Origin of the sequence: Nocardia nova NBRC 15556, from assembly GCF_001613005.1 — a bacterium.
Taxonomy (GTDB): Bacteria; Actinomycetota; Actinomycetes; order Mycobacteriales; family Mycobacteriaceae; genus Nocardia; species Nocardia nova.
Window position 1 is genome coordinate 1 of record NZ_BDBN01000061.1, and the last position, 21,592, is coordinate 21,592.

Genomic DNA, 21,592 nt, shown 5'->3' on the forward strand with positions numbered 1-21,592 from the left:
CATCGCGGCGCCTGGGCGTCGGGCGCCCCTTGCCGGCGGTCGGTGTGGGCCGCTGCGCTGCCGTGGCCGTGTCGTCGTCGGTCGCGGCCGACGTGTCGTCGACGTGGTCGTCGGTGGTGCTGGCATCGCCACGGCGCAGGAACTTCACGCCGACCAGGCTATTGGATGGCATACCGGCCTGGAAATACGGTCTCCGCTGAGCCTGTGTGATCGGTCATACCGCCCATACCGGCAAACCGGCTCCGACCGGCCGGTCTGTACCCCACGACACGCCCCGCGGGTGTGGTGATTCGCACGTCCGAGCGCCCTCCACCCGGCAATTCCGGGGCCGACGGGCCCACGCCGGCGCGCGCAGTGGCAAGATTGGAATAGCCACCCGCGACGTGGCGTTGACAGCTACCGAGCCGTGCGCTGTTCACGGAAACAACGTTCACGGGTAACGAGGGTCTGCGAGGAGACTTCATGACTGTGCAGAACGAGACCACCACCCACGGTGTGATCCTGACCGACGCCGCCGCGTCCAAGGCGAAGGCGCTGCTGGACCAGGAGGGCCGCGACGATCTGGCGCTGCGCATCGCGGTGCAGCCGGGCGGTTGCGCGGGTCTGCGGTACCAGCTGTTCTTCGACGATCGCACCCTCGACGGCGACCTGACCGCCGAGTTCGGCGGGGTCAAGCTGGCCGTCGACCGGATGAGCGCCCCCTATGTTCAGGGCGCGTCCATCGACTTCGTCGACACGATCGAGAAGCAGGGCTTCACGATCGACAACCCGAACGCCACCGGCTCCTGCGCCTGCGGCGACAGCTTCAACTGACGATCTGCTCCCGGCGCGGAATCTCTGCGGAGGTTCCGCGCCGTGTCGTGCACACGGTACGGTAAGGCTGATTCCGCCCTCGACAGACAAGGACCGGGCTTCGTGACCATCGCTGTGTCCGCTTCCATCGCGACCGACCATTTGATGCGTTTTCCGGGGAAATTCTCCGACGTCCTGCTTGCCGATCAGTTGCAGCACGTGTCGTTGAGTTTTCTGGTCGACGATCTGGTGATTCGCCGAGGCGGTGTCGGCGGCAACATCGCGTACGCGATGGGTCTGCTGAACGGGAACCCGCTGCTGGTCGGCGCGGTCGGCCCCGACTTCGGTGAGTACCGCGACTGGCTCGAGCGCCACGGCGTGGACTGCTCGGCGGTGCGGATCTCCGACACCGCGCACACCGCGCGCTTCGTCTGCACGACCGACGAGAGCATGGCCCAGATCGCGTCGTTCTATCCCGGCGCGATGAGCGAGGCCCGCGACATCTCGATCGCCGAGGTGGCCGAAAACCGTTCGCTGGACCTGGTTTTGGTGGGCGCCAACGATCCCGACGCGATGCTGCGCCACACCGAGGAGTGCCGCAAGCTCGGTATCCCGTTCGCCGCCGACCCCTCACAGCAGCTGGCCCGCCTCGACGGCGACCAGGCGCTCGCCCTGATCGACGGCGCCACATACCTTTTCACCAACGAGTACGAGTGGGGCCTGCTGCTGCAGAAGACCGGCCTGTCCCCCGAGGAGATCGGCCGCCGGGTCGGCATTCGCGTCACCACCCTCGGCGCCAAGGGCGCGCTGATCGTCGACGGTGATGGTGTCGAGGTGAATGTCGAAGTGGTGCCGGAACTTTCGCAGGTCGACCCGACCGGCGTCGGCGACGCGTTCCGGGCCGGCTTCCTCACCGGGCACACCGCCGGACTCAGCCTGCAGCGCTCAGCGCAGCTGGGTTCGCTGACCGCGGTGCTGGTGCTGGAAACCGTGGGCACCCAGGAGTGGTCGCTCGACCGCGACGACGCGCTGCGACGGTTGCGCGGCGCGTACGGCCCGGAGGCCGCGGACGAACTCGGCGCGCTGCTGAGCTGAGCGCCGGCCCGAGAATCCGAGCCATCCGGCGGCCCGCGGCCGTGACGATTCACAACATTGCGTCCGGATGCGCGGAGTTCGCCGGCGAACAATAGGGTGTGCGTATGGGATCCGATCGTTTATATTTTCGTCAACTGCTGGCGGGCCGGGACTGGGCCGTCGGCGATCCGATTGCCACGCAGATGCGGAATTTCTCGTATTTGATCGGTGATCGCGAGTCCGGCGAATGTGTGGTGGTGGATCCCGCGTACGCGGCGGGTGATCTGGTCGATATCGCCGAGGCCGACGGCCTGCGGCTGACCGGTGTGCTGGCAACCCATCATCATCCCGACCACGTGGGCGGCACGATGATGGGTTTCACCCTGCGCGGGGTGAAGGAACTGCTCGAGCGGGTGCAGGTTCCGGTGCACGTGAACCACGAGGAACTGTCCTGGGTCGCGAATGTCACCGGTATCGCGCCGAGCGAGCTGACCGGACACGACCACGGCGACACCCTCGCCGTCGGTGGCGTCGAGATCGAATTCCTGCACACCCCCGGCCACACGCCGGGCAGCCAGTGCTTCCTGTTCGAGGACCGGCTCGTCGCCGGTGACACGTTGTTCGTGGACGGCTGCGGCCGCACCGACTTCCCCGGCGGCGATTCCGACGCCATGTTCCGCAGCCTGCGCCACCTGGCCGAGCTGTCCGGCGACCCGGTCGTCTACCCCGGCCACTGGTACTCGGAAGAACCCAGCGCGGCCCTGTCGTCGGTGCGGGAGAACAACTACGTCATGCGCCCGACCACTCTCGAACAGTGGCATATGCTGATGCCCGGCTGAGCGACCACCTCCACCCTCCGAGCCCTTTCGCCTTGTGCGAGAGGGCTTTTCGTACTTTCTGGGCAGATTCACCACCCCGGCGAACTTTTGCCGACGCGGCGTTGATATCTTACCGACGCACCGTCAGGAAGATGGTGCTGTCGCGCCGCCGGTCCGACCGGCGGCAGCCGTGAGGAGTGTTGTCATGTTCCTGGCACTGCGCGAACTGTGGTACGCGCGAGTGAGATTCGGCCTGATGGGCGGCGTGGTCGCGCTCATCTCGATCCTGACCGTGATGCTGTCCGGGCTGTCGTCCGGACTCGTCGACGACGGTGTCTCCGGCCTGCGCGCCCTGCCGGTCGACGCCTTCGCCTTCGCGCACGGCACGAAGACCGATTCGGCATTCACCCGCAGCACGATCGACACCGCACAGGTAGCGGCGTGGCGATCCCAGCCGGGCGTGGCCGACGCGGCCCCCTTCGGCAATACGCTGGTCAACGCCAAGACCGGCGGTGGCGTCGCGGTCGACTTCGCGCTGTTCGGCGTCGAACCGCAGTCGTTCCTGGCACCGGCGGCGGCGCAGGGCACAGGACTGGATCGACCGGACGGCATCGTCGTGAGCGCGACCGCCCTCGACAAGGGTGCGCGACTCGGCGACACCGTCGTCATCGATCGGCTCGGCACGACGCTGACGATCGTCGGTGTCACCGCGGGCAAACAGACCTTCGGCCATGTGGATGTCGCCTACGTGCCGCTGCACACCTGGCAGCAGATCCACGCCGGGGCGAAACCGGGTGAGCAGGTACGAGAGCAGTCCTACCGGGAGGCCAGTGCCGTGGCGCTGCGCGCGCAGCCGGGTGCGAAACTCGACCTGACCGCCGGCGACGCGGCCGCGGACACGACCGCCATGACCCGCACCGCCTCCTACGACGCTTCCCCGGGATATACGGCGGAGATGGCGACCATGACGATGATCAAGGCGTTCCTCTACGCGATCTCGGCACTGGTGGTCGGCGCGTTCTTCCTGGTGTGGACCATCCAGCGCACGGGCGAACTGGCGGTGTTGCGGGCGATCGGCGCGCCGACGCGGTTCCTGCTCGTCGACGGACTCACCCAGGCCGTGGTGGTGCTGGTCGGCGCGACCGCCATCGGAGTGCTGATCGCCGTCGGCGGCAGCAGTTTCATCCACGGCATGCCGTTCACGCTCGAACCCGCAGCCGTCGCCACCGGAGCCGGCCTGCTGGTGTTACTCGGCGTGCTGGGCGCGGCCGCCGCCATCGTGCGCGTCACCAGAATCGATCCCCTCACCGCCTTGGGAGCCAACCGATGAGCATCTTCACCACACGCAAAGGCGCTGCGACACAAGAGGATGCGCGCGCGAGCGACCTTTCCGACTCGAAGACGGGACTCGAACTCGACGGCGTAACCCTCACCCTCGGCGACGGTGCCGATACGGTGACCGCGCTGGACGACGTGCATCTGTCGGTCAACCCCGGGGAATTCGTCGCGATCATGGGACCCTCCGGCTCCGGTAAATCGAGTCTGCTCGCCGTGGCGGGCGGTCTCACCACTCCGGATACCGGACAGGTACGCATCGGCGGCACCGATCTCACCGCCCTGGGCCCGCGCGAGCGCACCCGATTCCGGCTGCACCACATCGGTTTCGTCTTCCAATCGGGCAACCTGCTGCCCGCGCTCACGGCCGCCGATCAACTGCGGCTGGTCGCCCGCCTCACCGGCACCCGCCGCGATCCGCGAGAGTTGCTCGGCGCGGTCGGCATGGGCGAGAAGGCGAATCGGCGACCGGAGCAGCTGTCCGGCGGTGAACGCCAGCGCGTCGGCATCGCCCGGGCGCTGATCGGCTCGCCGCGAGTCCTGCTGGTCGACGAGCCGACCGCCGCCCTGGATCGCGCCCGCAGCGCGGAGGTGGTGGAACTGCTGGCTCGCGAAACCCGCGCGGCGGCGGTCGCCACCGTCATGGTCACCCACGACCACGACATCCTCGACCGCTGTGACCGCGTGTTGACCATGGTCGACGGCCGCCTCACCCCCGAGCGCTGAGGGTCGGGGCACACCGCGACCGAGTGTGACCGCGACAGGATGTGATAGCACTGTCGCATAGGGTCGGATGCGGCCCGGCCGGGTGAAACACCGTCCCGGCCGCGGCGAGAAGGAGGTTTCGTGCCGAGGATTCAGGCGGCGACTGTCGCGGAACACCGGCAGGCGCAGCGGCGTGCCCTCCTCGACGCCGCGCGCGCGATCCTCTCCGAACAGACCGGTGCGGCGCCCACCCTCGCCGAGGTGGCCGCCCGCGCCGGTCTGGCCCGGCCCAGCGTCTATCAGTATTTCGGCTCACGAGACGAACTGTTCGAAGCGGTATTGGCCGATGCACTACCCCGCTGGAGCGCACGGATCACCGAGCGCATGGCCGCGGCCGACGACCCCGGCGCCAAGGTCCTGACCTATGCGCTGGTCAATCTCGAACTGGTCGACGAGGGCGAACACGCGGTGGTACAAGGGCTTTCGACCCATATCGCGCCCGACGCCCTCGCCGCCCAGGGCCGCGCCATTCACGACGAACTCCGCACGCCGCTGATCGCCGCGCTGACCGAACTCGGCGCACCCGATCCGGCGACGACCGCCGAACTGATCAACGCCGTCGTCCTCACCGCCTCGCGCATGGTCGAAAACCACGCCCCCGTCGACACTGTGGCGACACGCGTCCGAGAGCTACTGACTCCGTATCTCCGTCACGCGGCGGCCCGCCCGCACACACCCGACGGCACGTAGCTCACCTCGGCCCCGCGGACGGCCACGCCCCGGGACCGCATGCTCACTCCGTCCGGTGTGATGCTGGTGTCAATCCGGCCTGAGCGCGGCGACCGCGCGGTCCACAGTAGTGAACAGCCGCCCCTGCTCCTGCAGTTCGCGCCCGCGCGCGGTCCGGCGCACGGTGGCCAGGTTACGAGCGGGTAGTTCGGCGAAGTAGACGGTGACACCGCTGTCCCCCAGTTCGTTCACCAGCTCGAGGAACGCGCGCATCACGGTCAGCGTCACATCGGGTATCCACGAGCAGTCCAGCACGACGGTATGCACCGGATGCCCGGCCGCCGCGAGCTCGTCCACGCGGCGCCGGATGCCCTCGGTATTGGACCGCACGTTCGCGGTGTACAGCCCCGACGCGACCCGCAACACCAGCGGATTCGCGGGTTCGGTTGCGGCCGTGGGTGTTCCGCCTGCCCAGCGGCCGTCCGGAGCCCGGGTCAGCTGCACCACGTGCGGGCGATTCAGTTCGCGCAGCACCAGATAGAGCGTGGCGACCACACCCACGGCGACCGCGGGAAGCAAACCCATCACCAGTCCGATCGCCGCGGTGCCGACGGCGATCCGGAATTCGACGCGACTGACTCGCCAGAACAGCGCCAGCGCACCGAAGTCCAGCAGCCCGAGCGTCGCCACCACCACCATCGCGCCGAGGACGGCTTGCGGCAGATCGTCGAGCACGGGCGCGAGGAACAACGCCACCGCGACCGCCAGCGCCGCGGTGACGATCGCCGCCAGTTGTGTTCGCGCACCGGCACGCAACGCCACCGCGGTCTGCGAGAATCCGCCCGCCGGGGGCAGGGTGTGGAAGAACGAGCCCGCCAGCGACGCCATGCCGTTCGCGAAAAGTTCCCGGTTGCTGTCGATCTGGGGTTCACTCGCACGGCGCACGCCGCGCCCCACCGCGACCGTCTCCAGGAAGGCCATCATCGAGATGGCCAGCGCCCCCGGCAACAGGTCGCCGATATCGTGCAGCCGCGGCAGGCCGGGCAACGGGATCCCGGAGGGGACCGGCGCGATCAACGCCACCCCGTGATCATCGAGATGCGCGAAGGCGACCAGCGCGATCCCGACCGCGACCACCACCAGCGGACCGGGAACGCGCGGCAGCAGGCTCGACATCGCGTACAGGCCCGCGACCGCGGCCGCCGCCAGTATCACGGTCGCCGGATTCGCCGAGCCGAGCTGTTTCAGCGCCGACCACAACACCCGGAAGAATCCGGTGGCGGCCGGATCGGGGGGCACGCCCAGCAGTTTGGGCAACTGCCCGGCCGCCACGGTGAGCCCCACGCCGATCTTGATTCCGGTGAGCGTCGCGTCGCTGATGTTCTCGATGATCGAGCCCAGTCGCGCGAGCCGCGCCAGCAGCAGGATCACCCCGACCATCAGGGTCACGGTCATCAGCGCGGTCTGCGCATCCTCGGATCCGGCGGCGATCCCGGCGCCGACCAGCGTGGAAGCGGTCAGGGTCGCGATGGTGGAGGTGGTACTCACGCTCGCGGTACGCGACCCGCCCAGCAGCGCGTAGACGACCATCGGCACCATGCAGGTGTAGAGGCCGATCTGCACCGGCAGATCCGCGATGGTCGCGTAGGCCATGGCCTGCGGAATCACGACCGCACCCGCACTGAGCCCGGCCAGGATATCGGGCCGCAACCAGGTGCGGCGGTAACCGGTGAGCGTCGGCGCCACCGCGCTGCTCATCTGTCCTCCACTCCCCCCGGTCGGTTCGGCCGGGCGGGACCTCACTGCACCGGTCGATCCGCGACCACCCGGAAGCCCAGGTTCCCCGTCGAGGAGACCGGCTCGCTGCCCTGCCGCGCCGAGACCCGGTAACGACGGCAGTAGGACAGGTGGCACAGAAACGATCCACCCCGCATCACCCGGTCGCGACCGAGATCGGGTCCGGTGGGATTCGCTTCGGGACTGTGCCGGTAGTAGTCCGGCGAGAAGTAGTCCGAACACCACTCCCACACGTTCCCGGTGGTGTTGTAGAGCCCGAAACCGTTGGGGGCATAGGCATTCACGGGCATCGTGCCGAGATGCGCGCCGGGGGCCGTGCGCGGGAATTCGCCGGTGAAGACATTCATGTGCCGCTGCCCGTCCGGCTCGAAGTCCTCGCCCCAGGGAAACGGGCCGGTGGATCCGGCGCGGGCGGCGTACTCCCATTCGGCCTCGGTGGGCAGCCGCGTGCCCGACCACGTGCAGAAGGCCCGGGCGTCCTCCCAGGAGACGTGGACGACAGGATGGTCGGCCATGGTGCCGACATCCGAGTCGGGCCCGAACGGATGAGCCCAGTCCGCGCCCTCCACCTGCCGCCACCACGGAGCGTTGACCACCGCGCGGGTGGGCGGCATATCCGGCGGCAGCAAGCCGGCGAAGACGAACGACCAGCCGTATTTCTCGGCATCGGTGCGGTAGCCGGTGTCGGCGACGAATGCGGTGAAGTCGGCATTGGTCACCGCGTATCGGCCGATGGCGAAGGCGTCGACCGTCACCCGGTGGCACGGCCCTTCGCCGTCGCCGGGATAGGCCCAGCGGCTCTCGTCTCCCATGATGAAGGTGCCGCCGGGAAGGGCGACCAGCGCGGCCTCGAACTCCGCGTGGCGATCCGCCTCGCCCGGCCGACCGGCATCGGCATCGTGACCGGTCGAATCAGCGCTCTTTCCCGCTGCCGGTGCGCAGCAGGCGTGGTGGGTGCCGGAGTCGGTGCGGTGTGGCATGACTTCCTCTCCCTCACTGTCCGAAACGTCAACGCCGGCAGCGGTAGCCGACCGTACGCTGACCCGACCGTACCGCCCGATTCGCCCGGTCGTGGGCGGTATCGGCAACTGCGTGCGCGGCCACGTCGGCGAAACCCGGATTCACCCCGGGCGGATGAGGCTTGCCGCGCCGGCCGGTGGTGCACTCGCAGGCGGCACTTACTCCGTGACGCAGACCAGTCTCCGACAGGGGTTCCAGCGATGAGCGATAGGCAGTTCAAGGGCGTCGTCAATCTCGACATCCGGGACTCGGTTCCCGATTGGGACGCCTTCCTGGCGAAGAAGGCACCGGAGGGCGCACCGAATGTGCTGGTCGTGCTGTACGACGACACCGGATGCGCGGCCTGGTCGCCCTACGGCGGGCGGATCGAGATGCCGACCATGGACCGGCTGGCGCGCGAGGGACTGACCTACAGCCAATGGCACACCACGGCGCTGTGCTCGCCGACCCGCTCCACCTTCCTCACCGGCCGCAACCATCACCTCAACGGATTCGCCTCGATCTCGGAGACCTCGTCGGGATTTCCCGGCTACAGCTCTCACATCCCGCCGGAGAACGCCTCGATTGCCACCGTATTGCGGAAGGCCGGCTGGGGCACCTACTGGGTCGGCAAGAACCACAACATCCCCGTCGACGAGTGGACCGCCGGCTCGTCGCGGGAGCGGTGGCCGCTGGGACAGGGCTTCGATCGCTTCTACGGATTCGTCGGCGGTGAGACCAACCAGTGGTATCCGGATCTGGCCGAGGACAACCACTTCATCGACCAGCCGTATCAGCCCGAAGAGGGCTACCACCTGTCGAAAGACCTTGCGGCCAAAGCCATCTCGTTCCTCCAGGATCAGCGCCAGACCCACCCCGGCAAACCGTTCTACCTGTGGTTCTGCCCCGGCGCCAACCACGCGCCGCACCATGCCCCGAAGGAATGGATCGACAAGTACAAGGGCAGGTTCGACGACGGATACGACGCCTACCGCGAGTGGGTGCTGCCGCGCATGATCGAACGCGGCATCCTGCCCGAGGGCACCGAACTCAGCGCATTCAATCCGATGCCGCCGGGCACGTTCGCCGAGGCCGATGCGGTGCGTCCCTGGTCGGAACTGAGTGAGCCGGAACGAAAGCTGTTCGCCCGCATGGCCGAGGTGTACGCCGGCTTCTCCGAATACACCGATCACCAGGTCGGGCGCATCATCGACTATCTGGAGGAAACCGGCCAGCTGGAGAACACGCTGGTGATCTACGCCGCCGACAACGGCGCCTCCGGCGAGGGGTCACCGAACGGCTCGGTCAACGAGAACAAATTCTTCAACGGCTATCCGGACAATATCGAGGACAACCTCGAAATGATCGACAAACTCGGCACCCCCGACACCTACAACCACTACCCGACCGGATGGGCCGCGGCCTTCTCCACACCGTTCAAGATGTTCAAACGCTATTCGTATCAGGGTGGTGTGGCCGATCCGCTGGTCATCTTCTGGCCCAAGGGAATCGAAGCGCGCGGCGAGATCCGCGACCAATACCACCACTGCACCGATATCGTGCCGACCATTCTCGAATGCTGCGGTGTGCCGATGCCGGAAACGGTCGACGGCGTTCACCAGAATCCGCTGTCGGGCGTGTCGATGAAGTACACCTTCGATTCCGCGCATGCCCCCACCCGGAAGGAAACCCAGTACTACGAGATGCTCGGGCACCGGGCCATCTGGCACGAAGGGTGGAAGGCGGTCACCGTGCACGGGCCCACCAGCGGCCTGAGCAATTTCGACAAGGATCGCTGGGAGCTGTATCACACCGATGTCGACCGCTCCGAGAATCACGATCTGGCCGAGGAGTATCCCGACAAACTTCGCGACATGATCGGGCTGTGGTTCCGGGAAGCCGAGATCAACAAGGTGCTGCCGCTCAACGACCTCGGCGTCACCGGCAAGGACCTGCAGACCTTCCTCGGGCTGGAATTCAAGGTCCCGGTGCCACCCGGCGGCAAATACGTCTACTACCCCGGAACGACCGAAGTGCCGGAACGGGCCGCGGCCAATACGCACGCGGTCTCGTTCAAGGTGCTGGCGGAGGTGACCACCACGGCCGACACCGAGGGCGTGATCTTCGCGCAGGGTTCACGCTTCGGCGGTCACGCGCTGTATGTCCGGGACGGAAAGGTCACCTACACCTACAATTTCCTGGGAATACCGCCGGAGCAGCAGGTGCGGGCCGACGCACCCGCGCCGGGCAAGCACATCATCGGCGTCGAATTCCGGAAGGAACGCCCCGGCGACCACGGCGAATTCTGGGGCACCGCCACGTTGTACATCGACGACCAGGCGGTGACGCAATCCGAAATCCGCACGCAGCCCGGTCATTTCAGCCTCTGCGGCGAAGGACTGTGCATCGGCTACGACGTCGGCGACCCGGTCAGCAGCGATTATCGCGGCACGTTCGCATTCACCGGCGGTGAGATCGCGAAGGTGATCTTCGATGTGGCCGACGACGCCTATGTCGACGTCGAAAAGCATTACGAGGCAGCACTCTCGCGCGATTGACGATTCCTGCCGCGGTGCCCCGCGCCGACCCCGGGGCACCGGCTTTCACGCCAGGGTGCGCAACCAGCCGTGATTGTCGGCGAACGTGCCGCGCTGAATTCCGGTCAGCGTGTCGCGCAGCGCCATCGTGACCTCGCCGGGCTCACCGCCGCCGATCTCGAATTCGCCCTCGGCGGACTGCACCCAGCCGACCGGGGTGATGACCGCGGCGGTTCCGCACGCGAAAACCTCGGTGATCTCGCCGGATTCGGCGCCGTTGCGCCATTCCTCGACCGACACCTTGCGTTCCTCGACCGGATAACCGGAGTCCGCGGCGAGGGTCAGCAGACTGTCGCGGGTGATGCCCGGCAGCAGCGACCCCGACAGCTCCGGGGTGACCAACCGGGCCTCGGAACCGGAACCGTAGACGAAGAACAGGTTGTTGGTGCCCATCTCCTCGACGTACTTGCGCTCGCAGGCGTCGAGCCACACGACCTGGTCGCAGCCCTTGTCGGTGGCCTGCTGCTGCGCCAGCAGCGAGGACGCGTAGTTGCCGGCGACCTTGGCCTCACCGGTGCCGCCCGGGGCGGCGCGCACGTATTCGGTGGACAGCCACACCCGCACCGGCTTCACGCCACGCGGAAAATACGCTCCCGCAGGCGAACCCAGCAGCAGGTACTTGTACCCGGCCGCGGGCTTCACGCCGAGTCCCGCCTCGGTGGCGAACATGAACGGCCGCAGATACAGCGACTCCTCACCGCCGGCCGCGGGCACCCAGTCCGCGTCGACCTCGAGCAGCTGGCGCACCGATTCGATGAACAACTCCTCCGGCAGCTCCGCCATCGCCAGTCGTCGCGCCGACCGCTGGAACCGCGCCGCGTTGGCATCGATGCGGAAGGTGGCGATACTGCCGTCGGCCTGCCGATACGCCTTGAGACCTTCGAAGATGGCCTGACCGTAGTGGAACACCATCGTCGCCGGATCCATCGACAGCGGCCCGTACGGCTCGACCCGCGCGTTGGTCCACTGCCCGTCGAGATAGTCGATCGACACCATGTGGTCGGTGAAGTAGCGACCGAACCCGGGCGCCGCCAGAATCTCCGTGCGCCGATCCGCCGGAACCGGGGCGGGATGCGGGGTACGAGTGAACTGTGCAGCGACTGTCATGACCTCGATACTAGAACTGCGGTCGTCGACGCCGATGCTCGGACCTGCGTGGAGACGGGCCGAGCAGCGATCGAGAATCGCGACAATCGGGACATAATTCCCCGTCGACGGCGTCCGATGCGAGGTATTCGTCCCGCAACGGCCCCTCCGGAGCGAGCGGCGTACCCCCTTCGCGCAGCACACTCACGGCCACCGGACCCTCCACTCCGGAACTGTCATGATTTACGCCACACGCAGAGGGTCCGCGACCGCCGTTCAGGAAGTATGCGGCGTCACGAACGGCGGGCGCACCACCTCGGCGCGCAACCGGCGGCCGCGCACATCGACCTCGACCTCGTCGCCCGGCTCCAGTCCGGCCTCGGTATCCAGCAGTGCCAAGGCGATGCCGACCTTGAGGCTCGGCGAGAAGGTGCCCGAGGTGGTCTCACCGACGGCCTCCTCACCACGAAGCACCGTCTGACCCTGACGCAGCACACCGCGATCGAGCGCCCTGAGCCCCAGCAGGATTCGTCGTGGGCCCGCCGACTTCTCCTGTGTCAGAGCCGCTTTGCCCCAGAACTCCGGCTTCTTCCAGCCGACCGCCCAGCCCGCGCGGGCCTGCACCGGCGAAATCTCCGGCGACAGCTCGTGGCCGTGCAGCGGATAGCCCATCTCGGTGCGCAGCGTGTCGCGCGCACCCAGGCCGGCCGGCTGCCCGCCCGCCGCGTCGACCCGGGCCACCAGCGCGCGGAAAACCGCCTCCGCGTCGGCCCAGCGCGGCAGCAGTTCATAGCCGTGTTCACCGGTGTATCCGGTGCGGCAGACGCGTAGCGGACGGCCGTCCCACTCGGCATCGGCGAATGCCATGTACTCCATATCGGTCGGAAGTCCCAGCGCGGCAAGCACTTCCGCCGATTTCGGGCCCTGCACCGCGAAGACCGCGTACTCGCGGTGCTCGTCGGTGATCGTGATGCCCTCCGGTGCGGCCTTGCGCAACTCCGCCACCACCGCGGCGGTATTGGCCGCATTCGGCACCAGGAAGATCTCGTCGTCGGAGACGTAGTAGGCGATCAGATCGTCGATCACCCCGCCCTGCTCGGTGCAGCACAGCGTGTACTGCGCCTTCCCGGGCCCGACGCGGCCGAGATCGTTGGTCAGCGCCGCGTTCACGAACGCCGCCGCGTCCGCGCCGCGCACAGTCGCCTTGCCGAGGTGGCTCACATCGAAAACCCCGACGGTGGTCCGCACGGAGGTGTGCTCGGCGACGGTGCCCGCGTACTGCACCGGCATCTCCCACCCCCCGAACGGGGCGAAGGTCGCGCCCAGCTCCGTGTGGACGGCGTGGATGGGGCCCTGCTGCAGCGTCTCGTCGGTCACCCGGCGAGCTTATCGAGCGCCGGCGGCTCGCGGTCCGCGCCCGGGCGGCTGTGTCGGGTCGGTCACTGTGCGGTCCGGGGTGGCGGCGGGTCAGCCGCGCTCGTGCGTGTCGAACTCGGCGAGCGGGTCCGCCTCCAGCAGTGCGTCCCCGTGCTCCTCCACCCACTCGCCGAGCGCGCGCATCGGGCCCTCGACGAGGCTCAGCCCGAGCGGGGTCAACGCGTATTCGACGCGTGGTGGCGCTTGTGCGTAGCGGTGACGCTCGATCAGGCCGTGGCCGAGCAGCCGGCGCAGGGCCTCGGTGAGCGCCTTGTCGCTGATGCCGCCGATCTCGGCCCGCAATTCGCTGCGCCGGCGCGCTCCGCCGAGCAGTCCGACCAGCACCACCGGATCCCAGGTGTGCGCGAAAAGGTCTGTGGCCGCGCGCAATCGGCAATCGGCGACCAGTTCGCCCGCATGCTCGTCGTAACCGCTCATCCCGTGATGATCACTTATCCGTCGCGCACCGATCGGTGCGTATCGGCCGTCCTACCGTAGCGCCGGATCGACAACTCGAAGGAGCACACGATGCGAATCACGATTCTCGGCACCGGCGCCTTGGCCGAGGCACTGGGCCGCCGATGGGCCCGCGCCGGACACGAGATCACGGTGGCCGGGCGTTCGATGGACAAGGCCGAGGCGCTCGCGCGGCGGCTCGGTGCCGGCGTGCGGGCTGTGCCGCTGACGGAGATCGGGGCCGGCGGAAAGGTGGTCCCGCACGCTCCGACGGCGGCCCACCCAGCGACAGTCGCGGGCGGCGCAGACGCCGTAGGGCCGGGGGCGAGAAGAACTGCGGACGCGGTATTGCTGGCGGTGGCCTACACCGGAGTCGAGGAGGTTCTGCGCGCGGTGGGCGCGCCCGGTGGCGCACTGTCGGGTCTCACCGTCATCGATGCGGCCAACGCGATCGACCACGGGCTCGGCGTGCTGCGCCTGCCGCCCGGCACCTCGCATGCGCAGCGCGTGGCCGAACTCGCGCCGGGAGCGCACGTGGTCAAGGCGTTCCACCTGTTCCCCAGCGAACAGTGGGCAGCACGCGAAGCCGACGCGACCCCCGATACCGGATCGACTCACCGACCGCCCTCGGTCACGATCTGCGGCGACGCCCCGGCCGCCCTGCGCACCACCGAACACCTGGTGCGCGACGTCGGCGCCGTACCGGTGGTGCTGGGCGGTCTGGACCGCGCACGTCAGCTGGAGGAGGCCGCCGGTTTCGTCATCGCGCTGGCCTTCTCCGGCGTGGACCCCAGCCGGGCGGTGCCGGCGATGCCCACCCCGTAGTTCGATGAGCCGCGGCTCGCGTGCTCGTCATCGGAGCGAGAGAAACCTCGCAGCCCGGCCGCGGCGGAGGTGAGATCGGAGCAACCGCCTTTCTACACAGGGCAACCCGTCGGCGACACACAACTAACGGAGGTGAAACACGCCGCTGATTTCCTGTTTTCATGCGAATCTCGTCACTTTTCTCGAAATCGTCCGCAGCCCCGTCCGCGCCCGCCCCGTCGATCTACGAGCAGATCGGCGGGCACGAAGCATTGGAAACCGTCGTCGAGGACTTCTACGTACGCGTCCTCGCCGACGAGGATCTCGCCGGCTTCTTCACCGGCACCAACATGTCGAGGCTGAAGGGGCGCCAGGTGGAGTTCTTCGCCGCCGCCCTCGGCGGCCCCGAACCGTACACCGGCGCCCCGATGAAGCAGGTCCACCAGGGCCGCGGCATCACCATGCACCACTTCAACCTCGTCGCCGGCCACCTCACCGACGCCCTGACGGACGCCGGCGTTCCGGAGCCGACCGTCGGCGAAATCATCGGCGCCATCGCACCTTTGGCGCCGGAGATCGCCTCCGACGCACCCGTGTCGTGAGCTGCGCTCGCGGGTGACCGCACCGGGTCGGCCGCCGCCCGCTCCTGCCCCGCGCACAGGATCGACGGCGGCCGAACGACATCCCGACCGGGCCGTCTCCGGCAGACGACCCGACCGGGCAAAACGAAACACATTGCCGGCGGCCGTTCATCCGGCCTCGAAGGAGTCGTCGCCGGACGGGGAAACGATCCGGAACAACAGGGCGGCCGCCTCGAACAACGCCCACGAGCGCGTGTCGATTTCGACCTCCCGCGCCGCGAGTGCGGCCGACACGTCACCACCTCGAAAAGCCCGGAGGGCAGACAGCAGATCGCGCAGCGCCGGTATGCGATATCCGGCGAGCCGGAGCTGATGCGCGATCCGCGCGTCGCGCACATCCTCCGGCGCGTACAGCCGCGCACCGCGCGGCCCGGCCCGGCCGGGCACGACCAGCCCTTCCGCATCCCAGTGCCGCAATGTCGACGGCCGCACACCGAGCGCGCCCGCCAGTTCGGACACCGTCATCGAGTCGGCGGATGTCGCATCCCCGATCGGTTCGTCCGCGATCGCCGCGGCCGCTCGCTTCGCCAGCCGCAGTTCCCGGCGTTGTGCGTCGAGGCGCGCGTGCGCGGCATCCAGCAGCGCGGGCAATGGTTGCCCGGAATGTGTCGCGCGCAGAACATCTCTCGCCTCGGCGGGCCCGACGGCCGTCGCCAGCAGCCGATACGCGTGGGCCGACAGCACATGCACCCGACGGTAGGTGCGATACCCGGACGGACCGCGCTCGACCGGGGGCAGCACACCGTCGCGTTCGAGGTTGCGAATCTGCTGGACGGAACAGCCGGCCCGCCGCGCCACATCCACGGTTCGCAGACCAGTGGATTTGCGACTTGTCATCACACGACCTGCCATTCCGATGGACGGAGTCTCCACAAGCACTTCAATGAAACGCTAGAGCAATGGAGATCAACGAGATCATCGAATTCGCCGAAAACCTCGGCGGCGTCCTGACGCTGAGTCCCCGGCCCGGCGACGGCACCCCCGAAATCAGCTGGGGCGATACCTTCTTCTATTACGCCCCCGACGGCGTGGTTCCCCACACCCAGCCCTTCGCCACCATCGTCACCAAGGATTATCCGGACGACGGATCATCGCGCCTGGACCGTCCGAACACGTTCCGCCTCAACATCTTCGCGGGCAAAGAGGCCTTCATCGAACGAACCGGTCACACCCCGCGCGACCACGCCACGATCCCGGCCGACCCGAGCCTCGCCGACACGCTGTTCCCCCACCCCGTCTACGGGGCACAGGCCTGGCTCGCCGTCGTGAACCCCGGCCCGCGAACCGCCACCGCCGTCGCCGACCTCCTGCGCTGCGCCCACCGCATCGCCCGCAGCCGATACGAGCGCCGGGAATCACACGCGGACAACTAAGGTCGTCGTCCTACCGTCCCAACCACGCCAACGCGGCCACGACCAGCGCTTCCGTCCCGGTTCGCAGCGTCGGCTCGATCACCGGCGCGAAATTCGGCGAGTGGTTGACCGGGATGTCCTGCATGACGCGGCCGGCCTGCAGTGCGGCCTGGAACTTCTCCGGGTCGGTTCCGCCCACGCCCCAATAGGTGTACGGCACGTCGAGGGCGTTCGGGATATCGCTGAAATCCTCACTGGCGCTGGCCATCGGCATTTCCGTGGCGTGGTCGCCGAAATAGGCCGCGAAGGCCTCGGCCACGCGGGCGGTGGCGCCGGGGTCGTTGTCGGTCAACGGAAATCGGTCGAACAGTTCGAATTCCGGGTCGCGTGGCGAGCCCGAGGCCTGGCACTCCGCGGTGACTATCCGGCGGATCGCGTCGAGGATCGTGGTGCGGGTGGACTCGTTGTAAGTGCGCACATTCAGTTGCAGCACAGCGTGATCGGAGATCACATTGCTCTTGGTACCCGCGTTGATGCTGCCGACGGTCAGCACCGCCGTCTCGGTCGGCGCCACCTCGCGCGAGACGACCATCTGCAGCCGGAGCACGATCATCGACGCCAGCACGACCGGGTCGATGGTGGCCTGCGGCATCGACCCGTGCCCGCCTCGCCCGTACACCGTGATGCGCATACTGTCGGCCGCGGCCATCGTCGGCCCGCTGCGAGTGGCGACGGAACCGGCCGGCGTGGGCAGCACATGCTGGCCGAGCGCGACATCCAGCCGCGGCAGTACCTTCGCCAGTCCGTCGTCGACCATCCCGCGCGCCCCGTCGCCGACCTCTTCGGCCGGCTGGAACAGCGCCACCAGCGTCCCGTGCCAGTGGCCGGTCTGCTCGGCCATCAGCTGGGCGGCGCCCAGCAGGCAGGTGACATGCACGTCGTGGCCGCACGCATGCATCACCGGCACCTCCTTGCCATCGTTGCCGACAGCGGAAACCGCACTGGCATAAGGCAATCCGGTCGCCTCACGCACCGGCAGCGCGTCGATGTCGGCGCGCAGCAGCACCCCCGGCCCGTCACCGTTGCGCAGAATTCCGACGACTCCCGTTCCGCCGATCCCTTCGTGCACGTCGTAACCCAGCGACCGCAACTTCTCCGCGATCCGTCCGGCCGTGCGATGTTCTCGATGCGACAGCTCCGGATGGGCGTGCAAGTCGCGGTAGAACTCCTCCTGCCACCCACGGATGCCGTCCAGACCCGCCAGTACCGAGGTATCCCGCGTGGTCGAGGTCATCACCTCTCCTTTCGCCGACCGTAACGCAATCGTTCGGGCCAACTCACCTGCTCGGGAAGCATCCATCCGCGCCACCGCGCCAGCAGGCACAATCCCGCGCCGACCACCGTCGCCGCGATCGAACCCGCCGTCGCATGGCCGGAATACCAGATGATCACCAGTGTCGCACTGGCCAGCAGCGCACCGGTGGCATACAGCGTGTTACCCCCGAAGATCGTCGGCACCCGACCCACCGCGATATCGCGTACCACCCCGCCCCCGACCGCTGTCGTCGTTCCCAGCAACACCGCCGGCAGCCACCCGAGCCCGACTTCGAGCGTCTTCTGCGCACCGACCGCCGCCCAGCAGCCCAGCGCCAGGGCATCCACCCAGGGAAACAGCCGGTCCCACAATCGGCCCTCGAACCGGAACATGAAGGCGATCGACGCCCCGAACAGGGCGGTCAGCAGGTAGGCGTAGTCGACCAGCGCCACCGGCGTCCCCCGCTGCAGCAGCGTGTCCCGGATGATGCCGCCACCCAGCCCCGAAGCGGTAGCGAGCACGGCGAATCCGATCGGGTCGAACCGGAACGTGCGCGCCACCGCCCCGCCGAGCATCGCGTTGGCGAACACACCGGTCAGATCGAGGGCGCGCAGCAATTCGGGGACGGTATCCGACACTGCCGCCATCGACCCCGTTCCTTCCGCGATATCCGCCGCATCCGCTATCGGCACGGTACCCGCCGGTCAGCGAATCGACCGGGAACCGGCGGCCTCGTGGTGCCCGGCCGACCGCGCGCACCCACTCGACACCGCCCTGAATCCTTTTCCGCCCTCGATCGCTCTCATAACCGTGCGGGCAACCGGGCCCGCCTAACCGAAGGAGTCGACATGGTTGTCGCCGTCATCGCCGTGGTGGTCGCGGCCGTATTACTGTGCAGCTGCATGCTGGTTCTGCGGCGGAGGCGTACCCGTGGCTGAGCGCACGAGATCGGCCTGGCCGGAGGAACATCTGGTCGCGGCGGCCCGCGCCGGCGACGAGTCCGCGGTCGCCGCCCTGGTTTCCGGCTCCTATCCGCACGTCCAGCGCTTCGCCCATTCCCTGTGCGCGAGCAGTCAGGACGCCGAGGACGCCGCGCAGGAGGCGATGCTGGTCCTGTTCCGCAAGATCGGCACGCTGCGGGCGGCGGGCGCACTGGCCTCGTGGATGTTTCGCATCGTGCGCAACGAATGCTTGCGACGTCTACGCACAGCCGTGCACCGAGATCCGGACGCGGAGATCGCGGCGGCCTCGGCGGAGGACGATGTGCTGGCCCGGCTCGAAATCGAGCGAATCGCCGCGGCGATCGCCGCGCTGCCCGCCGATCAGCGCCGAGTCCTGATCATGCGCGACGTCCAAGGCCTGCCGGGCGGCATGGTGGCTCGCACGCTCGGATTGAGCACGGCGGCAATGAAATCCAGACTGCACCGAGCCCGGGTTACCGTTCGCGCGCAACTCGGGATGCCGGATCGGGGGCTGCGGCCGTGAAGGACGTTGCCGGACAGCAGAAGACGTTCACCAGCCGCTCGGTCCCGGTCCACCTGGCACGCGGGCTGCTCGGTTTCGGCCTGATCGCCGCATCGATCGCGCTGATCCCCGCCGCGGGGCCGGCCGCCCTGCTCCTGCTGCCCGCCGGTGCGGTCGCGCTGCGCGGCTGCCCCACCTGCTGGCTGATCGGCCTGGCGCAGACGGTGTCCCGCGGCAGGATCGAGCGACAGTGTGCGCAAGGACAGTGCCGGGCCCGCTGGTAATCGGCACCACCCTTCCCCACCCCTGGCCGGTCCCGCCGGATTGACAGCTGTCCACACGCGGATTCAAGATCGACCGACGTCTGTAGATGTACTCGCGAGGGGGCGCAAAAGCTGTTGTGTCCCTTGGCGACTCTTTCGAGTATGGGTTCTGGTGAATGGTTGAGGTAGTAACAGCGCGGCCGGAAACCTCCGGCGGGCAGCGGGAGAACCTGCGGCAGCGACGCGGGCGATCATGGTGGGGCGCGGCGGCCGCGGTGACGAGCGGCGTGCTGTTACTGGTGTGGCAGGCGGCGCAGTACGGCATCTGGCTGGTCGACGACGCCGGAATCACGTTCGCGTATGCGCGCAGTGTCGCCGAGGGTGCCGGGCCGGTACTGCAACCCGGCGCGCAACCGGTCGAGGGATTCTCCGATCCCACCTGGCTCGCGGTGCTGGTGCTGGGCAAATGGTGCGGCTTGTTCGACTCCGGCGCCCTGTTCGGCATCCCGGACTTCGTCTTCTACCCCAAGGCGATCGCGGCACTGTGCTGCGCCGGAATCCTCCTCTGCTGCTACCTCGCCGCGCGGCGGGTGTCGCGTTGGCCCGCGGTGGTGACGTTCGTGACCGGCGCCGTGCTCGCCGCGATTCCGTCCTTCGTGATCTGGTGTTTCTCCGGCCTGGAGAACTCGCTGTTCGCGCTGGCGGTATGCGCTCTCGCCGTCCGCCTGTTCCTGGCGGTGCTGGACGAGCGGCTGTGGACACCCGCGGTGGCCGTGACGGCCGGTGCGATAGCGGCGTTCGCGGCGCTGACCCGGCCCGACGGCCTGATCTACCTCGCGGCGTACCCCCTGGTCTCGGTGATCCTGGTTCGCCGTGCCACCTGGCCCGTCGCACTTCGTCATGTGCTGTATTCCGGTGCGGCGTTCGCGATTCCGTTCGGGGCGTATCTGGTGTGGCGGGTCAGCGAGTTCGGCCGGCTCGTCGCGAATACGGCGGTCGCCAAGAATCAGGCGATGCCGACCGTACACGACCTCACCAGAGCAGGCGATCTGGTGCAGTACGCGGGCGCGCCCGCCGTGGTCGCGGCGGTCGGTGTGGTCGGGCTCGCCCTGGCCGGCCCGAGCAGAATCCGTAACGGCCTTGTCGCCCTGCTGGTTCCGCTGACGCTGGCGATCACCGGCTACTGCGTGCTGCAACCGGATTGGATGGGGCAGTTCCGGTTCGCCACTCCGGTCTGGGCGCTCGCCGCGCTCGTCGTCGTGCTCTCGGCGACCGAGGTTCTGGCCCGGCTGCGCACCCGGGGCCGGGCCCTCGTCGCGCTGACGCTGGTCGCCGCCATGATCCCCTCCGGTGTCGCCCTGGCGGACGCCGCCGACTCCTACCGTGCCGATTCCGATATCCCGTTGTGCTGGATAGCCTTTCGCTTCGGCCGCTACTTCAACGGCTACGCCGACATCCTCGACCTGCAGCAGGGCACGTTGCTCGCCCCCGACATGGGCGGAAGCGCGCTGACCTCTCGACTGCGGCTGATCGATATGGCAGGACTCGCCGATGCCCGGATCGCGGACATCTACGCGGGCAAGGCCGATATCGGATTGGCCGACTACGTATTCGAGGATCTGAAGCCGACGTTCGTCCACACTCACGGCGTCTGGATGCAGAACGGACTGACCGTCGATCCGCGCATGGACCGCGACTACTACCGGATTCAGCAGTCTCAGAACCTCGCCAGTCCGGACGAGGACTGGGTTCGCAAGGATGTGGTGCGCGGCGACAAGCAACTCGGGCAACTGCGCCGGTACTCGGCCGAGGTCCTCCCGCACCTGTTGTCGGATTACCAGAAGACCGGTGACTGCGGAACGGTGCTACGACCGGGTCAGACGGTCGAGCGCAGGCGGCAGGGGAACGCTCCCTAGAGCGGACGCCGTTTCCGGCCCCGAATCCGGCAA

At 68.2% G+C, this 21,592-nt stretch carries 21 protein-coding genes; 13 read left to right on the forward strand and 8 right to left on the reverse strand.

Annotated features, from left to right (window positions below; translation table 11 throughout):
* Window positions 1-462 precede the first annotated feature (462 nt).
* From NN2_RS23270 to NN2_RS23295, 6 genes are all read left to right on the forward strand, one after another.
* Window positions 463-813, forward strand: coding sequence for a HesB/IscA family protein (locus NN2_RS23270; protein ID WP_036500157.1), 351 nt, complete (start codon window positions 463-465; stop codon window positions 811-813).
* 102 nt (window positions 814-915) lie between these two features.
* Entirely contained in the window at window positions 916-1,887 is a 972-nt protein-coding gene (locus NN2_RS23275; RefSeq protein WP_063015976.1) for a carbohydrate kinase family protein, read from the forward strand.
* A 104-nt stretch (window positions 1,888-1,991) separates the two neighbouring features.
* Window positions 1,992-2,705, forward strand: coding sequence for an MBL fold metallo-hydrolase (locus tag NN2_RS23280; RefSeq protein WP_030514790.1), 714 nt, complete (start codon window positions 1,992-1,994; stop codon window positions 2,703-2,705).
* Between the two features lie 184 nt (window positions 2,706-2,889).
* The gene (locus NN2_RS23285; protein WP_030514791.1) at window positions 2,890-4,014 is read left to right on the forward strand and encodes an ABC transporter permease; all 1,125 of its coding nucleotides are present in this window, start codon (window positions 2,890-2,892) and stop codon (window positions 4,012-4,014) included.
* A complete protein-coding gene (locus NN2_RS23290) occupies window positions 4,011-4,745 on the forward strand; it encodes an ABC transporter ATP-binding protein (protein ID WP_063015977.1) in 735 nt (244 codons plus the stop codon). Before NN2_RS23285 ends, NN2_RS23290 begins: the two co-directional genes overlap by 4 nt.
* 120 nt (window positions 4,746-4,865) lie before the next feature.
* Window positions 4,866-5,474 carry a TetR/AcrR family transcriptional regulator gene (locus NN2_RS23295; RefSeq protein WP_063015978.1) on the forward strand — a complete coding sequence of 203 codons (609 nt, stop codon included), beginning with the start codon at window positions 4,866-4,868 and terminating at the stop codon, window positions 5,472-5,474.
* A 69-nt stretch (window positions 5,475-5,543) separates the two neighbouring features.
* On the opposite strand, the gene NN2_RS23300 is transcribed toward NN2_RS23295, so the two are convergent.
* Window positions 5,544-7,211 carry a SulP family inorganic anion transporter gene (locus tag NN2_RS23300; RefSeq protein WP_063015979.1) on the reverse strand — a complete coding sequence of 556 codons (1,668 nt, stop codon included), beginning with the start codon at window positions 7,209-7,211 and terminating at the stop codon, window positions 5,544-5,546.
* Window positions 7,212-7,252: 41 nt separating this feature from the next.
* A complete protein-coding gene (locus tag NN2_RS23305) occupies window positions 7,253-8,230 on the reverse strand; it encodes a formylglycine-generating enzyme family protein (RefSeq protein ID WP_082857203.1) in 978 nt (325 codons plus the stop codon).
* Between the two features lie 240 nt (window positions 8,231-8,470).
* Here NN2_RS23305 and NN2_RS23310 point away from each other — a divergent pair, with 240 nt between their 5' ends.
* Entirely contained in the window at window positions 8,471-10,807 is a 2,337-nt protein-coding gene (locus tag NN2_RS23310) for an arylsulfatase (protein ID WP_063015980.1), read from the forward strand.
* A 45-nt stretch (window positions 10,808-10,852) separates the two neighbouring features.
* Here the strand turns inward: NN2_RS23310 and NN2_RS23315 are convergent, their stop codons facing one another.
* The 3 genes from NN2_RS23315 to NN2_RS23325 form a co-directional block, all read right to left on the reverse strand.
* Window positions 10,853-11,953 carry a branched-chain amino acid aminotransferase gene (locus tag NN2_RS23315; protein WP_063015981.1) on the reverse strand — a complete coding sequence of 367 codons (1,101 nt, stop codon included), beginning with the start codon at window positions 11,951-11,953 and terminating at the stop codon, window positions 10,853-10,855.
* A 255-nt stretch (window positions 11,954-12,208) separates the two neighbouring features.
* Entirely contained in the window at window positions 12,209-13,309 is a 1,101-nt protein-coding gene (gene gcvT, locus NN2_RS23320) for a glycine cleavage system aminomethyltransferase GcvT (protein ID WP_063015982.1), read from the reverse strand.
* A gap of 90 nt (window positions 13,310-13,399) precedes the next feature.
* Entirely contained in the window at window positions 13,400-13,786 is a 387-nt protein-coding gene (locus NN2_RS23325) for a winged helix-turn-helix transcriptional regulator (protein WP_063015983.1), read from the reverse strand.
* A gap of 90 nt (window positions 13,787-13,876) precedes the next feature.
* Between NN2_RS23325 and NN2_RS23330 the strand changes: the two genes are divergently transcribed.
* Entirely contained in the window at window positions 13,877-14,629 is a 753-nt protein-coding gene (locus tag NN2_RS23330; protein WP_063015984.1) for an NADPH-dependent F420 reductase, read from the forward strand.
* Between the two features lie 161 nt (window positions 14,630-14,790).
* Window positions 14,791-15,210: a group I truncated hemoglobin gene (locus NN2_RS23335; RefSeq protein ID WP_030514801.1), complete on the forward strand. Its 420-nt coding sequence runs from the start codon at window positions 14,791-14,793 to the stop codon at window positions 15,208-15,210.
* Window positions 15,211-15,357: 147 nt separating this feature from the next.
* Here the strand turns inward: NN2_RS23335 and NN2_RS23340 are convergent, their stop codons facing one another.
* Complete coding sequence (locus NN2_RS23340) at window positions 15,358-16,086, reverse strand: MerR family transcriptional regulator (protein WP_063015985.1); 729 nt, start codon at window positions 16,084-16,086, stop codon at window positions 15,358-15,360.
* A gap of 62 nt (window positions 16,087-16,148) precedes the next feature.
* Between NN2_RS23340 and NN2_RS23345 the strand changes: the two genes are divergently transcribed.
* Entirely contained in the window at window positions 16,149-16,622 is a 474-nt protein-coding gene (locus tag NN2_RS23345) for a DUF6194 family protein (protein ID WP_063015986.1), read from the forward strand.
* Between the two features lie 10 nt (window positions 16,623-16,632).
* Here NN2_RS23345 and NN2_RS23350 read toward each other — a convergent pair whose 3' ends face one another.
* Both NN2_RS23350 and NN2_RS23355 read right to left on the reverse strand, forming a co-directional pair.
* Window positions 16,633-17,895, reverse strand: coding sequence for a M20 family metallopeptidase (locus NN2_RS23350; protein WP_063015987.1), 1,263 nt, complete (start codon window positions 17,893-17,895; stop codon window positions 16,633-16,635).
* Window positions 17,895-18,563: a trimeric intracellular cation channel family protein gene (locus NN2_RS23355; protein WP_063016025.1), complete on the reverse strand. Its 669-nt coding sequence runs from the start codon at window positions 18,561-18,563 to the stop codon at window positions 17,895-17,897. Before NN2_RS23355 ends, NN2_RS23350 begins: the two co-directional genes overlap by 1 nt.
* A 283-nt stretch (window positions 18,564-18,846) precedes the next feature.
* On the opposite strand from NN2_RS23355, the gene NN2_RS23360 reads away from it, so the two are divergent.
* The 3 genes from NN2_RS23360 to NN2_RS23370 all read left to right on the forward strand — a co-directional run bounded on the left by NN2_RS23360 (window position 18,847) and on the right by NN2_RS23370 (window position 21,559).
* Window positions 18,847-19,401, forward strand: coding sequence for an RNA polymerase sigma factor (locus tag NN2_RS23360; RefSeq protein WP_063015988.1), 555 nt, complete (start codon window positions 18,847-18,849; stop codon window positions 19,399-19,401).
* Complete coding sequence (locus NN2_RS23365; RefSeq protein WP_063015989.1) at window positions 19,398-19,664, forward strand: hypothetical protein; 267 nt, start codon at window positions 19,398-19,400, stop codon at window positions 19,662-19,664. Before NN2_RS23360 ends, NN2_RS23365 begins: the two co-directional genes overlap by 4 nt.
* Window positions 19,665-19,819: 155 nt before the next feature.
* The gene (locus tag NN2_RS23370) at window positions 19,820-21,559 is read left to right on the forward strand and encodes a hypothetical protein (protein ID WP_245658822.1); all 1,740 of its coding nucleotides are present in this window, start codon (window positions 19,820-19,822) and stop codon (window positions 21,557-21,559) included.
* The last annotated feature ends 33 nt before the right edge of the window (window positions 21,560-21,592 follow it).

Coding starts and splice junctions, on each gene's coding strand:
- NN2_RS23350 (WP_063015987.1), bottom strand. CDS start 17,895: ATGACCTCGACCACGCGGGATACCTCGGTACTGGCGGGTCTGGACGGC.
- NN2_RS23270 (WP_036500157.1), top strand. CDS start 463: ATGACTGTGCAGAACGAGACCACCACCCACGGTGTGATCCTGACCGAC.
- NN2_RS23290 (WP_063015977.1), top strand. CDS start 4,011: ATGAGCATCTTCACCACACGCAAAGGCGCTGCGACACAAGAGGATGCG.
- NN2_RS23300 (WP_063015979.1), bottom strand. CDS start 7,211: ATGAGCAGCGCGGTGGCGCCGACGCTCACCGGTTACCGCCGCACCTGG.
- NN2_RS23285 (WP_030514791.1), top strand. CDS start 2,890: ATGTTCCTGGCACTGCGCGAACTGTGGTACGCGCGAGTGAGATTCGGC.
- NN2_RS23335 (WP_030514801.1), top strand. CDS start 14,791: ATGCGAATCTCGTCACTTTTCTCGAAATCGTCCGCAGCCCCGTCCGCG.
- NN2_RS23305 (WP_082857203.1), bottom strand. CDS start 8,230: ATGCCACACCGCACCGACTCCGGCACCCACCACGCCTGCTGCGCACCG.
- NN2_RS23315 (WP_063015981.1), bottom strand. CDS start 11,953: ATGACAGTCGCTGCACAGTTCACTCGTACCCCGCATCCCGCCCCGGTT.
- NN2_RS23310 (WP_063015980.1), top strand. CDS start 8,471: ATGAGCGATAGGCAGTTCAAGGGCGTCGTCAATCTCGACATCCGGGAC.
- NN2_RS23355 (WP_063016025.1), bottom strand. CDS start 18,563: ATGGCGGCAGTGTCGGATACCGTCCCCGAATTGCTGCGCGCCCTCGAT.
- NN2_RS23325 (WP_063015983.1), bottom strand. CDS start 13,786: ATGAGCGGTTACGACGAGCATGCGGGCGAACTGGTCGCCGATTGCCGA.
- NN2_RS23345 (WP_063015986.1), top strand. CDS start 16,149: ATGGAGATCAACGAGATCATCGAATTCGCCGAAAACCTCGGCGGCGTC.
- NN2_RS23370 (WP_245658822.1), top strand. CDS start 19,820: ATGGTTGAGGTAGTAACAGCGCGGCCGGAAACCTCCGGCGGGCAGCGG.
- NN2_RS23280 (WP_030514790.1), top strand. CDS start 1,992: ATGGGATCCGATCGTTTATATTTTCGTCAACTGCTGGCGGGCCGGGAC.
- NN2_RS23330 (WP_063015984.1), top strand. CDS start 13,877: ATGCGAATCACGATTCTCGGCACCGGCGCCTTGGCCGAGGCACTGGGC.
- NN2_RS23340 (WP_063015985.1), bottom strand. CDS start 16,086: ATGACAAGTCGCAAATCCACTGGTCTGCGAACCGTGGATGTGGCGCGG.